Origin of the sequence: Spiroplasma litorale, assembly GCF_001267155.1 — a bacterium.
GTDB classification, from domain to species: Bacteria; Bacillota_I; Bacilli_A; order Mycoplasmatales; family Mycoplasmataceae; genus Spiroplasma_A; species Spiroplasma_A litorale.
The window spans coordinates 424,656-439,332 of record NZ_CP012357.1 but is presented as its reverse complement, the minus strand read 5'-3'; the positions used below and the strand labels follow the sequence as shown (position 1 = coordinate 439,332).

Annotated in this window: 10 protein-coding genes; 2 read left to right on the top strand and 8 right to left on the bottom strand. The window is 25.4% G+C overall.

From position 1 onward, the window contains the following. Window positions 1-14: 14 nt before the first annotated feature. The 5 genes from parC to udk form a co-directional block, all read right to left on the bottom strand. A complete protein-coding gene (gene parC / locus SLITO_RS02120) occupies window positions 15-2,624 on the bottom strand; it encodes a DNA topoisomerase IV subunit A (RefSeq protein ID WP_075058138.1) in 2,610 nt (869 codons plus the stop codon). Between the two features lie 12 nt (window positions 2,625-2,636). Continuing rightward, window positions 2,637-3,611, bottom strand: a complete 975-nt coding sequence (locus SLITO_RS02115; protein WP_075058137.1) for a hypothetical protein — start codon at window positions 3,609-3,611, stop codon at window positions 2,637-2,639. Window positions 3,612-3,642: 31 nt separating this feature from the next. Next, window positions 3,643-5,571 (bottom strand): DNA topoisomerase IV subunit B, encoded by a 1,929-nt coding sequence (gene parE, locus SLITO_RS02110; protein WP_075058136.1) that lies wholly within the window; start codon window positions 5,569-5,571, stop codon window positions 3,643-3,645. Between the two features lie 152 nt (window positions 5,572-5,723). Then, window positions 5,724-8,033 carry a hypothetical protein gene (locus SLITO_RS02105; RefSeq protein WP_075058135.1) on the bottom strand — a complete coding sequence of 770 codons (2,310 nt, stop codon included), beginning with the start codon at window positions 8,031-8,033 and terminating at the stop codon, window positions 5,724-5,726. Window positions 8,034-8,876: 843 nt separating this feature from the next. Beyond that, a complete protein-coding gene (gene udk / locus SLITO_RS02095) occupies window positions 8,877-9,503 on the bottom strand; it encodes a uridine kinase (RefSeq protein ID WP_075058133.1) in 627 nt (208 codons plus the stop codon). Between the two features lie 106 nt (window positions 9,504-9,609). Here udk and SLITO_RS02090 point away from each other — a divergent pair, with 106 nt between their 5' ends. Continuing rightward, complete coding sequence (locus SLITO_RS02090; RefSeq protein ID WP_075058132.1) at window positions 9,610-10,212, top strand: FMN-dependent NADH-azoreductase; 603 nt, start codon at window positions 9,610-9,612, stop codon at window positions 10,210-10,212. A gap of 24 nt (window positions 10,213-10,236) precedes the next feature. Beyond that, window positions 10,237-11,202, top strand: coding sequence for a GMP reductase (locus SLITO_RS02085; protein ID WP_075058131.1), 966 nt, complete (start codon window positions 10,237-10,239; stop codon window positions 11,200-11,202). A gap of 12 nt (window positions 11,203-11,214) precedes the next feature. On the opposite strand, the gene SLITO_RS02080 is transcribed toward SLITO_RS02085, so the two are convergent. The 3 genes from SLITO_RS02080 to SLITO_RS02070 all read right to left on the bottom strand — a co-directional run bounded on the left by SLITO_RS02080 (window position 11,215) and on the right by SLITO_RS02070 (window position 14,648). Next, on the bottom strand, window positions 11,215-12,519 hold the full coding sequence (locus SLITO_RS02080; protein WP_075058130.1) for an SEC-C domain-containing protein: 1,305 nt from the start codon (window positions 12,517-12,519) through the stop codon (window positions 11,215-11,217). Window positions 12,520-12,604: 85 nt separating this feature from the next. Further along, window positions 12,605-13,831: a hypothetical protein gene (locus SLITO_RS02075; RefSeq protein WP_075058129.1), complete on the bottom strand. Its 1,227-nt coding sequence runs from the start codon at window positions 13,829-13,831 to the stop codon at window positions 12,605-12,607. Window positions 13,832-13,919: 88 nt separating this feature from the next. Next, entirely contained in the window at window positions 13,920-14,648 is a 729-nt protein-coding gene (locus tag SLITO_RS02070; RefSeq protein ID WP_075058128.1) for a hypothetical protein, read from the bottom strand. Window positions 14,649-14,677 lie beyond the last annotated feature (29 nt).

The following is a 14,677-nucleotide window of genomic DNA, read 5'->3' as shown; positions in this document are numbered from 1 at the left end:
GGTTTTAATATAGTTTAAACAAGATCATCAATATCTATTTTCAACTCTTCAGTTTTTAGTTCATCATCACTTTCGTCATTTAATTTATCATTGGTATTATTGGTTTTTACTAGTTTTGGTTTTGGGGTTGGGATACTTTTAGGTTTTTTAATGATCGCCTCTTTGTTAGTTTCGCCTTCATCATCTCCTGATTTAGGAGGAATTGGAACATCACCATTTTTAACAATAAACGATTTTTCTAAAGTGGTTGTAATAATACTTGTCATGTCTAGATCTTCGGGTACATCTTCAAGATCAGCATACTTAAATGACTTAATATTTAATTGTACAAGATTATCTTCTTCATCTAAAATGTTAAGCACATCTTTATCTTGAACATTATACAAGAAAGTTGCAAACTCATCTCTTTTTTTGTTTCAAGGATATAATCTTACCCCTTTTTTAGGTCTACTCATTAAAGGTACAAGTGATTGTTTTACTTTTTTAACATTACCTTTATTTGTAAGTATTAATATGTCTCCTTTTTCTTCGAATGCTTTACCAGCAATTATATCATCATCTTTAACAACTGTTGATTTTACCCCTTTTGCATTTTGCCCAGCGCTTGGTATTTCAGAAATATCATATCTTACAGAAAAACCATTTTTAGTTAGCATTGTTACAACCTTAGTTTTTGAAGTAACTAATGAAGCTGATACTAACTCATCTCCATCCTGAAGTTTCATAATTCTAAACGCTTTAGAGAACATTTTAGTTTCCAAGTCTTCAATTGGTGTTCTTTTTATCATACCTTTTTTTGATGCTAATAATATTTCTTGTTTAGCACCATTAAATTTTTTAACTACAAATGCTGCTAAAATTTTTTCATTCCCTGAAATTGTAGCAACTTCATTTAAATGCATACCGATTTCTTTTCATTTACTAGGATTTATTTTATATACTGGAATTGAGAAATATGTCCCTGCACTAGAAACCATTAATATGTAATCTAAACTCGAAGCTGGAAATTGCGCAATTCAAATATCATTTGGTTTTCTTTTAAAGTCAGATAACGAATACTTACCTAAGTGAGAGTCGTCAATTGCTTTTAAATACCCATCTTGTGAAACTCAAATTGTAAAATCTTTTTCAACAATTGTTTTTTTAATTTCAACATCTATATTTTCAATTTCACTTACTATTTTTGTTCTTCTAGGAATGCTAAATTCTTTTTTAAATTCAGATAATTTACTTATTATCTCATTATCTAAAACACTAGGATTATTTATAATTGATTTTAATTTTTCTACTAATCCTATCAAAAAGTCTTTTTCTTCATTCAACTTAACTATATCAGTTGAAGTTAATCTATATAATCTTAAATCAACTATTGCTATTGCTTGATTTTCAGTAAATTTAAATCTATTAATTAAATTTAAGATTGCATCACTACGATTTGAAGAATTTCTAATTATTTTAATAACTTCATCCAGTATTGAAATCGCTTTTATTAAGCCATCAATTATTTCAAGTCTTTTTTCTGACTTATCTAAGTCAAATTTTGTTCTTTTCAAGAATACATTTTTATAGTGAGAAATGTAAGCTTTAATAATTTCTATAATCCCAAGTTGTTTTGGTTGTTTATCAACAATTACTACATTGTTATAGTTGTAAGAAACCTGCAAAGACGTATTTTTTAATAAAAACTTACGTATGAATTCATAATCAGCACCAGGGTTTAACTCAATAACAATTCTTAAACCAGTTCTATCAGTTTCATCTCTAACATCTTTAACATCTAATTGTGGATTAGATTCAACAACATCACCAATTTTTTTGACTAAATCCTGTTTAATAATTTCATAAGGGATTTCTTCGATAACTATTTTGTCTTCTTCTTTTCTAATCTTTGATTGTATTATCAATCTTCCCTTACCAGTATCAAAAGCATTTTCAATACCTTCAGACCCCATTGCAATACCACCAGTTGGAAAATCTGGACCTTGTACAATTTTACAAATTTCTTTCAATGTTGATTTTGGTTTTTTAATTAATTGTATAGTTGCATCAATTATTTCACCAAGATTGTGTGGTGGCATATTAGTTGCGTATCCTGCAGCAATACCAGTTGAACCATTTATTAAAATATTTGGAAAATAACCGGGTAAAACTGTTGGTTCTTTTTCTGAATCATCATAATTAGGTGCAAATAAAACAGTATTCTTTTGAAGATCTTCAAGTAGCACACTGGTGATTTTTGATAGTCTTGACTCAGTATAACGCATAGCGGCTGCGCTATCTCCATCAATTGAACCATTGTTACCTTGCATATCAACTAATGGCATATTAAGTTTTCAACTTTGAGACATCCTTACAAGCGCTTCATAAACAGAAGTGTCACCATGTGGATGGTATTTACCAATTACATCACCAACGATACGTGCAGATTTTTTATAAGCTTTATCATGAGTAAGATTAATTTCATTCATTGTATATAATATACGTCTTTGAACAGGTTTCAATCCATCTCTGACATCTGGCAAAGCTCTTTCTTGTATTATGTACTTAGCATATCTACCAAATCTTTCACTCATTAAATCTTCAAGCGAATAATCAATAATACCATTTTTATTATTATCTGACATTAAATGCTCCCCCTAATTTAAATAAAAATCAATTTCACTCATATCATTATCTAAGAAATCTAAAATATTAAGATTTTTTATTGTAGTTCTTCCTTCACGAGTTAAAACTCACAATTTACTAGATTCATCCAAAGCAAACAGTTTTGGGTTATTTTTTGAAACCAAACTCCTTGCTAAGTCTAACATATTTTTTGAAACTTCTTCATCTTTTCTTACTTGAGCGTAAACTTTATCCAAATCTCTTAATCTATCAATTGAAGCAGTTATTACTTTTTCGTTTATTCTTTTTGGAGTTATTATATTTGGACCAAAATCATTTGTTGCAAATGTTGAATAAGTAATAATATTATTAAATTCATTGTAATTAACTATATATCTAGGGATACCTTCTATTTTCACTAATTTTGTTTCACAATTTTTAATAAACTCAATCGATGTTTTTATTCTATCTAATATTTTTTTTGGTGAGGCACCTATTATTTCAGCCAAATTATCATTACCAATTAGAGCCGATCTTAAATTAATGAAAATTGAAAAAATATCAAATCTTGTTGCGGCAATTTCTTTTTCAATTTCTTTAGTCCTTAAAAGAATAGGTCCACTTGATGGATTTAAATAATATGTATCTGTAAATTCATCATAAATTAAAATTCCGACATGTGGTTTTGCAAGTTCTCTTGCTTTAGAAAGTGATTCGTTAGATTTTTCTATAAATCTATTTATTGTTTTCATCAACCAATTAACTTCATTTAATTTTTCAATATCAATTCTAATTGATTGTTCTGAAGAAAGCGATGTTAAAGAAAGATCCTCTGTATCTTCAGTATTGTGGATTTCGAAATAAAGTGAGTTTTCTTCAATTTCATAAGAAATGCTAAAACTATTAAAAATGTTATATCTTTTAATATCTGAGTTAATTTTATTATACTCATCAATTTTTTTTAATACTGCACCTATTAATTTGTCATATGATGGTTTTTTGCTCACTTTGTTCACCACGATTCTAGTCTTTTATTTTTTAAATAAAGTCAACGTTTTCTTCAAGAGTGAATTTGACATTTTCTTCAATTCATTCTTTTCTTTTGTCTGAATTATCTCCCATTAATGTTCTAAAGGAGTTTTCAGCAGCCAGTCCATCGTCTATTTTTACTAAAATTAACTTTCTTTTCTCGGGGTCCATTGTTGTTTCCCATAATTGAGAGGCATTCATCTCACCCAACCCTTTATATCTTTGAATTTCAAATTTTGATTTGCTTTTTTTCATATATAAAGCTAATTCATCTTCAGTTCATAAGTATTTGAAATCTTTTTTATTAGATCCAGTTATCTTAAATAACGGAGGTAATGCAATGTAGATTTTTTTGTTTATAATCAAATCTTTCATATATCTATAAAAGAATGTTAACAATAAAGTTTGGATATGGGCTCCATCTGTATCTGCATCAGTCATTATTATAATTTTACCATAATTTATATCATTTACATCAAAGTCACTACCCACACCTGCTCCAATAGCATTCATTATAGTAACTATTTCTTCGTTTTTTAATAAATCTACAAGTTTAGATTTTTCTGCATTTATTACCTTACCTTTAAGAGGCAAAATAGCTTGAAATTTTCTATCTCTTCCTGATTTTGCACTTCCTCCAGCCGAATCACCTTCAACTAAAAATAATTCATTTAACTCTTTTTCTTTACCTTGAGCTGGTGTTAATTTACCAAGCATATTTCTTGATTTTGATTTGTTTTTTTGATCTCTAACTGCTTGTCTCGCTTTTCTAGCTTCTTCTTTTGCTCTTCTTGCTAAAAGAGCTTTTTCAATTAAAGAAATCGCTAAAGTTTTATTTTCTTGTAATCAAAAATTAATACTAGTTTCAGTTATCTTTTCACAAACCACTTTTGCTTCTGCAGTTCCTAATTTACCTTTTGTTTGACCTTCATACTGAATTAAGTTTTCAGGTATTTTAACAGTTACCACTGCAATTAAACCTTCTTTTATATCTGATGCGTCAAGTTTTTTATCTCTTTCTTTTAAAATTCCTTGGTTTTTACCATAATCATTAAGTGCTTTAACTAAACCAGACTTAAATCCAACTACATGAGTTCCACCTTCGCTAGTCTTAACATTATTTGCAAACCCTAGTACTGTTTCTGAAAATTCATTTGTATAAAGCATTGCTATTTCAACATCAATACTTTGATTATTACCTTTTATAATTATTGGAGAGGTTAAAGCTTTTTGACTACCTCTTAACTCATGAACAAACTCTATTAAACCATTTTCATATTTGTACTCAATATACTTATCACTTCTATTATCTTTTAATGTGATTTTAAGTCCTGAATTTAATAAAGCTGATTCTTTTAACCTTTCTGAGATTGTTGAAAAAGAAAATTTAGTAGTTGAAAAAATAGTTTCATCTGGTAAAAAATTTACCATTGTACCTGTTTGTTTTGTAGAACCTGTTTCTTTTAATGGTTGTGTTAATTTACCACCATTAGCAAACCTTATAGTAGATATTTTATTATCTCTATAAATAGTAACTTTAAATTTACTAGACAAAGCATTAACAACAGAAGATCCAACACCATGAAGTCCTCCTGATGTTTTATATCCTTCTCCACCAAACTTACCTCCAGCATGCAAAACTGAAAAGATTATTTCAGGTGTAGATTTATTAGTTCCTCTGTAACTACCAATAGGAACTCCTCTACCATTATCTTTTACTGTTATTGAACCATCTTTTTCAATTGAAACATTAATTTCATTACACGCACCCGCTAATGATTCATCAATTGAATTATCAACTATTTCTCAAACCAAATGATGCAAACCTTTTGAGTCTGTTGAACCAATATACATACCAGGTCTTTTACGTACTGCATCTAAACCTTCAAGAACCTGAATACTTTCTTCGTTATAATTTAATTTATTTTCATTTGCCATTGTGCCCCACCATTCATAAATAAACTAGAATATTATAATTTTATAATAAATATCTTTTATATAATAATATAAATAATAAATATGTCAATACAAATTTATTTATATATAAAACTATTAATATATATTAAAAATAACGCTTTTGAGCGTTATTTTTAATATATATTGTAAAATTCTTTACCATCACTGTTAAATGATTTCATATCTACTATTATTCAGTATGGATTGTCAATGTCATCACTAATATTTTTTCATTTAATAGTATATTTATGGTTAACAGCTTTGTAGTTTTCGCCTTTACCATCATAATTTAATATATCTTCATCAGACATATTTAACTGTTCTTTACCCAAAATAATCCCAGATTTTTTATTTTTATCAATTGAATTTTTCAAAGAATCACTATTTGCATAATCTTCTTGATGTTTAATCAATGTTTGATAAGGGTTGAAATTGTCTGGTACATTTACTTTCTGAGTTTGTTGATCTGCATTTGAATCTGCATCACCATTACCAGTGTATGATAATGTAAATTCCATTTCTCCACCAATTTCATTTGGAGCTGTGGAGTTAAGATTTATATTATTTAATTTTCAGTAATTATCATCATATATATATTGAAGTGCATTTTCATGTAGTGTCTTCATTTCTCTGTTTACTGAATCATTTAAAAAGTCTAATAAAGAGTTTAGTTCACTTACACCTGCAATGTTTTCGTTTTTTATAATGTTATAAAAAATACCCATATATGAATTTTCTTTGTATTTTTTGTTTAATGAATCATAACCTAGATCATTTATTAAACCTAGTTTTTGACTTCTACTCAAAGAGTTTATACTTACATTATTGAATTTAGAAGTAACTGTTTCTAATAATTCTTTTGTATCTTCATTTGAAAGGTTATCATATGCAATTGATAATAAGTTCAATAAATTAACAGCGCCAGAACCATCTTCAGACATCAATTCTTTTCAACCAGATTCACCTATTCCACCAATTCCAGCAATTGGGGGTTTAATTATAAGATTATAAGCTTGGTAAAAAGGACTTGTAACATCTGTGTAAAAAGTTTGTGAGAACTCTTTTTTTAACTTTTCTGTTTTTAAATTAGTTTGAAAGGTTTTCAACTCTTTTAAAAATAATGAAGTATTTTTTAAAGATTCTAATGAATTGTTATTCGAATAAATCCTTGTAACTTTAATTTTATCAATTTTACCAACATCAGTAAGAACTTCATTAATTCCAATTGACTTAATATCTTCATATTTTTTACTAAGTAAATCTTCACTAAATCCATTGTCTTTTAAAAATGATTTTAAACTTTTACCATCCCTAGTTGTTTTATTCATAATATTATAAACTGCTTCTTGAGCATTATATAAAAGACTTAATCCTACTAATTGTACTCTTGAGTTTGTTTCATCTTTTACATTAACTACCATTGGCGTAAAGTAATTAGCAGCATTTAATAGATACTCAGATCCAAAATCTGATTCTGATACATTTTTTAGCAATGTTACAAAACTATTAATGTAACCACTTATATTTAAGTAACCAGCAGTATTTGAAAACATTGAACCTATTTTATTAAAATTTATTCCATTTATTTCTGAAGAATATATTTTATTAATAAAATCACCTTTTTTAAAATTATTACCTTGGTCTAACTTATCTTGGACTGTAACTTCTTTTTGAAAGGCATTATAACTACCTTTACCATTTGAAATTATTGAATTATAAAAAAGATATCCCGCACTATTTGTTCCACCTCTTTCATCGGTTGGGTGGCCAGTTGGACCTTTTGTACCATTTGAATCGCCTGGGTAAGAACCATCATATCCTTTATTAAGTAAATAATTTGTTAATGCGCCTGTATCTTGGATTGCTCATGATAGGTCTTTTCTTGATTCTTCATTAGAAAGTTTTAATTCTTTATCTAAACCAGCAAGTATTCCCATTTCATTGTTGCTTGATTTATTAAAACCTTTTCCACCTTCTTTATTAAATGAATCTTCGAAATATCCATTTTTTAAATAATCTTTATAGAAACCATCTTCATACATTCCCATTATGTAACTGGCATAAACACCTGCATTTTTATCTATATCTATTTTTGAGATTGAAGGCATTAATATACTTTTAAACATTTCAATTGAATTACTAAAATCAACTTGTTTTTTATTATAAGTATAGCTTGTAGGTATTTTTAATGCGGTTGGTGTTGGTGCTAAATACATTGATAATATTTCGTTTATATTATAATTTAAATTCTCATGTCTACTTGCAATTATTAACTTACTTAATATCTCAGCACCATTATACATTTGTTTTTGAACGTCAGTTAAACTACTGTAATTATTATCGACTTCTTTTTCTGAATCTTTTTTTGTACCACATGAAATAATTGAAGTTATTGGTGATAATAAAATTGTTATAGCAGTTAGTGTATTTATTAGTTTTTTCATTTTCTTTTTCTCCTTTATTTATAAATTATTTTTTTTATAATAAAGGTATATTTTTTCTTTTTTCGAATGTAAAAAAAATATCATTTTAAAATAAACCAAGTTTAAAAATTTATTTTTAAATTCTTTTAAAAAAACATCTTTGATATTACAAATAAACTTTATACTTACTCAGGTTATATTTTTTATATATTTATATAGTAATAAAAGTTTATTTTTTAATAATTTATAAAAAAGTTTTAAAAATAAAGTCAAACTAGCATATAAATAGATAAAAATACTATAGACATTAAAAATAAATATCATAAATATAATAGAAATTAAAGCTAGGAGAATTGATACCAATAAAAAAGTATATTTTAAATAAGTAATAATATTTTTAAATACAGTATTATGATTGTTAGTTATTGAATTTTTAAATAAAAAAAAGTTGTAACTAAAGTTTATTTTATAAAAAAATGCAATTAATATTAATAAATTAAATAATACAAATAAATTAAATTTTAATATTTTTAATAAGATTTTATTTTTTACATCAACTTTATCAAAACTGAAATCATTATTTAATAAGTTGATTTTAAATTTTATTATTATAAAAACCATTACAAATAATGCTTCAATATAAATCATTGTTAAAAATGTAGTAGTTATATTAAAATTTAATAAAATCAAGTTAAAAACTATTATCTGTAAATAAAATAACTTAAATTTTTTAATGTTTTTTTCATGTAAATTACATAATAGTTCTTCTTTTTTCATAACATTATTATATATTTGAAAACAGATATATCAACCTAAAAAGTGATATTTAAAAATATATGTAAAATATAAAAATATTTTAATAAATTATTTATTTGATAACAGTAAGTTAATTTTAGCTGCAACCAAGTCCATTGCAATTACATTACCCTCATAGTAAGGAACGATTATATCAGCATGCTCAATTGAAGGTTCAACAAAAAATTTATACATAGGTCTAACAGTTGATAAATAATGATTTATTACGTTATCTAATGTTCTTCCCCTTTCATTCACGTCCCTTTGTAACCTTCTAATAAAACGAATATCATCATCAGTTCTTATAAATATTTTGATATCACTTTTTTTTCTAATTTCATCAATTTGTAATGCTAATATACCATCTAATATAACAACTTCTGATGGTTCTATAATTTTATATTCACCAGATTGACAATGATTTTTAAAATCATATAAAGGAACTTTGATTGGTTTAAATTTTAACAAATCATCAAGATGTTTACATATTAATTCAATATCAAGAGATTTAGGGTGATCAAAATTAAGTTTTTCTCTTTCTTCTAATTTTAAGTCGCTAAAATCTTTATAATAATTATCCATAGAAAAATGAGTCACTGAGTGTTTTTTAAAAATTTTATCTGATAAAGTTTGAGCAAATGTAGTTTTACCACTTGCACTTCCACCTGCTATAGTAATAATTGTTACCTTTTTCACAAAAAACCCCTATTTATATTTCTATTATAAATTAAATTATAAAAATAAATAAAATTTTATTGTAAAAGTTATTTAAAATAATAGTATGTAATACGGAGGTACTTAAATGAAAAATAAGGTATTAGTTATATATGGAACAGTAAGTCCAAAAGATAAATCTTATTCAATTGAATTAACAAACAGATTCATTGAAGAATATAAAAAAGTAAATAAAGAAGATGAATTTATATACTTAGACTTAAATAATGAAGAAATGGCAAAAAAAACTCTTTCAAGAGAAAATTTTCAAATTTATTTCAATGACGAGGATGCAATAAAATATATCGAACAATTAAAATCAGTAGATAAAGTTATTATATCTAGTCCAATGAATAATTTTAATGTTAGTGGTTTAATTAAAAACTATTTAGATCATGTATTATTAGCAGATCATTCATTTTCATACAAATACGCTAAAAAAGACGGTTCAGTTGGATTATTAAACCACTTAAAAGTTCAAATATTAACAACTCAAGGGGCACCATTAGGTTGATACCCTTTTGGTAATCATACAGAATTTTTAAAAGGAACATGAGAATTTGTAGGCGCAAAAGTAAATGAGCCGATATTACTTGCAGGAACAAAAACTGAACCCATTTCAAAAATGGATGCTAAAAGCGCTATTGATACAATAATAGATAAAATATCTGAAATATCTAAAAATTTTTAATAGAAAAATAAAGAGGGATCAAATATGTATGTAATAGATTATGAAGATGTTCAGTTAATTCCGAACTTTTGTAAAGTAAAATCTAGGAGTGAATGTGACACTAGTGTAAAACTTGGTAAATTTACATTTAAATTACCAGTTGTGCCAGCTAATATGGCTTCTGTAATTAACGAAGAACTTGCTGAAAAATTAGCAATTGAGAATTACTTTTATGTAATGCATAGATTTAATGTAGATGCTGTAAAGTTTGTAAAGAAAATGAAAGAAAAAAAACTAATTACTTCAATTAGTGTTGGTGTTAAGGAAAATGATTTCAAATTAATCGATGAATTAGTTGAAAAAAATTTAATACCAGATTTTATTACAATCGATATAGCTCACGGTCATTCATTGCAAGTAAAAAATATGATCATTCATATAAAAGAAAAAACCAAAGGTCAATCTTTTATTATTGCAGGTAATGTTGCAACTCCACAAGCAGTTAGAGACCTTGAATATTGAGGAGCTGACGCAACTAAAGTTGGAGTAGGTCCTGGTAAAGTTTGTATCACAAAACTTAAAACTGGTTTCGGAACTGGAGGATGACAACTAGGTGCCATAAAATGGTGTAGCAAAGCTGCACAAAAACCAATTATTGCAGATGGTGGTCTTAGAGTTAATGGTGACATTGCCAAATCAATTAGATTTGGCGCAAAGATGTGTATGATTGGAAGTCTTTTTGCAGCACATGAGGAATCACCTGGAAAAACAGTTGAAGTTGATGGTGTCTTATATAAAGAATATTATGGTAGTGCTAGTGAATACAATAAGGGTGAAAAAAGATATGTTGAGGGCAAAAAAGAACTAATTAAAATTAGAGGAAAAATTATGAGTACTTACAAAGAAATGTGTGAAGACTTGCAATCTTCAATTTCTTATGCAGGCGGAACAAAGCTTGAAGATATTAAAAACGTCGATTATGTAGTTTTAAAAACAGGAAACTTTAGTTAGTTTCCTGTTTTTTTAAAAAAAATTATTACCTTTTATGAAACCAGCAAAAAATTTCATTTTTAAATATTCTTGTCCCATATTGGGGTGTTCAAACCTGAATTTATTTAATGCTGAGTAGAATATTTGTTCTCCTTCGTTAAATTTTTCAAAGAAACTTTTGTTTAAAATTATATTATCGCAAAGTATTAAAGCACAATTTGTGATAAAAAACTCGTAGTTTTTTTGTTTGCCTTCCATTATTTTTAAATATTGATCAAAATAACTATTTAATTGTTCATCTTTTTTATTATAAATGATTGTTGAAAAAATACCTTTATCTGTTTTGAACATGCTTATTAATGCAGCTTTTTCTTCAAGAAATACATTATTAATTGAATTAACCATTTTGAAATCCTCAGGAGTAACTTGAGGGTACATAAGATCAAACACTAAAAAGTTATTTGATTTAGGTAGTGAAAATTTTAATATTTTAAAATTGTCATTTTCTTCTCGTAAACACTCTTTATATCTTGAATATAAATTTAATAGAGAAGAAACTTTATTAGAAACTTTTTTTAAATTATATACATACAATGGCTTTAGTGAACTATCTAACGAGTTAAATATTTCATAAAATTCTTCTTTTAACGCACTTAAATAAACTCTATTGTTAAATAGTTTAAATAATAAACTCGAGTAATTAACAAGTTTTAAATCTGAATCAGAGCTATTTTCTCTAATGTCTATGTTTTTTACATAGTTAAAATGTTCTGAACAAAATCCATAAAAATTAAAAGTGTTATTGTTAACATTATTAAAAAATATTTCTCCAAAAGGAAAGTGATTATCAAAAACATTTTTACGATAAGTGCTTAAATAAGATTCTTCTTCAAAATTTATTTTATATAAGTTATTTTCTACTGCATTTTTTTCACAATTAATAAAATGACATACCTCATCTTTACCAAGAGCTCTATAGTGTTTTAAATATAAATTATTCGAATATTCTAAATATTTAGGATACTCTTCTTTATTTACAATTGCCTTTAAAAAAGTTAAATACTCCTTTTTTTTTGTTTTTTTTAAACTTTTAAAACAACAATCTTTAAATTGTTTATTACTTAAACAAAAACATTGCTCATTATTATCAATGTTAAAAAAATTAACTCCATTTGAAACTAAAAAATTAATATTATCATTGTCTAAAAAATAATTTTCAAATAAAGCATCTACAAACTTTCTTGCTTCATCATCAGAAATTCTATTATTTAATGCTTCTTTGTAAACTTTTTGCTTATCAATTAATAGTTTTAAATTCTTTTCATCATTTATTAACATTTTTACCCCACTATATTTAGATTGCTTTATAGTATTAATTTTATATTATTTATTAAAGTTGTGTCATTAAAATAAAAACTTATAACTAGTTATTTTTAATTCTAGTCATAAGTTCTTTAATTCTTTTATTTCTTTGTTGTTTTTCTTTTTTAAGTTGAACTGCCTTATCTTTTTTCTTTTTAGCGGCCATTGATTTTTTAACCTTTAGTGTTCTATTGTCCTTTTCTAAAGTTTTTTCAATAGTAACATCTTCTTCATCTTTAAAAATAGTAATTATTTTTCTATCTTTTACTATTTCTTCTGCAATTAATGAATTGTCAACTTTTAATTCATTAAGCTCTACAATATTTGAAAAATCGAATAAATCTTGATTTACATCAAAGAAAAAATTGAAAAAATCAAGCAATTCTCTAGAATAATAAGATCTATCACAAAAATTTTTGGATACATTTCTTTTCATTTCATAAATATCGTTTGCTGATTTTACTGAATAAATTCATTGCAAATCGACCAAATACGTATCAAATAATAGTGATAAAAAGTCTTCTTTAAGCTCTTCATTTTCTCTTAATATTTTAAATGAATCTAGAAAATCATTAAATTCTGGTACAGTCAAGAAAAATCCTTCTTGATCTCCAAAGTTAATAATATCCCCATCATTAATTTCATAAACAATTTTACCTAGTTTTTTAATAAATTCTGTATCAAACCTAAATATAGATTTTATTAAATCTAGATACTCCCTATATGCAATTAAATAATCATCATCCACTTTTCTTTCAAGGTATTCAAAATATTTATCTCTTATTAAACCAACTGCCTTAATACCAGTATTGGTAATTATTTCTTTTTTAGTTATATTTGGTCTAAAAAATTTTTCATAATGCAATCCAATACCAAAAGAAACATCCGTTGGGTGATGGTGATCTGCTGGAACAATTGTTATAATAGGAAAAATAAAAGGATATATACATTTAATTGAATAGTAATAAACTCTTGATAACAAAGGTACTCTATTACCTAATGTTTTAAGTATTCTATTTAGATTTTGCAGCTCTTCTTTTGTAACCTCAAATAAAGCATCAATTTGAAGGTCCATATCTTCATCTTTAAGTTTTTTTGCAAATTTTGGGTAATATTTCTCGAAACTAATTGTATTTTCAATTCAAAGACCATTGACCAAATCATTTATATTTCTTAAAATGTATGGATTTAAGAAATCACCACCAACTAAGAAACCTTCATTGTTAAATTCATAAGTTTGAACACCTGGTGTCACAAAATTTTTAACTATTAGTTTTTTTACGTGCATATAAAGTCTCCTTAAAGATATTTATATAATTATACCAAAAATTAGCTAATTTTTGAATGTCTTATGAAAATGGACTTATACCTGTTTACTAAATTTCAGCGTTTTTAATATATTTACGTTTTTTTAATAGAGTTAATATTAAGAGAACTAAAATTAGAATTTTATTTAAAACACCAACAATATATCAATATTCACTTGTTCCATCAATAAATATGTTGTGTAAATCTTTATCTGTTAATGAGTATTCTTCTAAATCTTCTAATATTTCATTGATGTAATTTTCTCAATCATATAAATTTTTAGATGAGTTTAATTGAAATAACTTGTTTTTACAATTTTCCTTAAATACTTTTGGATAATTTTTGTTATAATAGTCAATTTTTGACATGTATTTTTTAATTTCTTCTCAAATAATATATATAATCTCATCTATTTCTAAAACTTCTTTTTGGGACAAAATATTTTCATAACTTATTTTTGCAATCAGATCTGAAATTCTTATAATTTCGGCTGCTTGTTCAACAAATTTTAGCACAATATGTCTATCTACTATTCTATTTTTATTTTCAACAATCAATGAATTTAGAATGTCTTGGTAAAATATTTTAAAATTTTCTTTTAAATTATTAAAATCATCAATAAAGGACATACTTTTTAAAATATCAAATACATCATCAAAACTTTTTCTATATATTGATGCAACTTTTAAATCTTTATGAATTAAATTCATTAGTTCATCTAGCGAAATTAAAACTTCTTCAAAAAATACTTCAAATTTTTTATATTGTTCTTTATTAAAATTATATTTTCCTAACATAATAATTCCTTTTTAATATATATTAATAA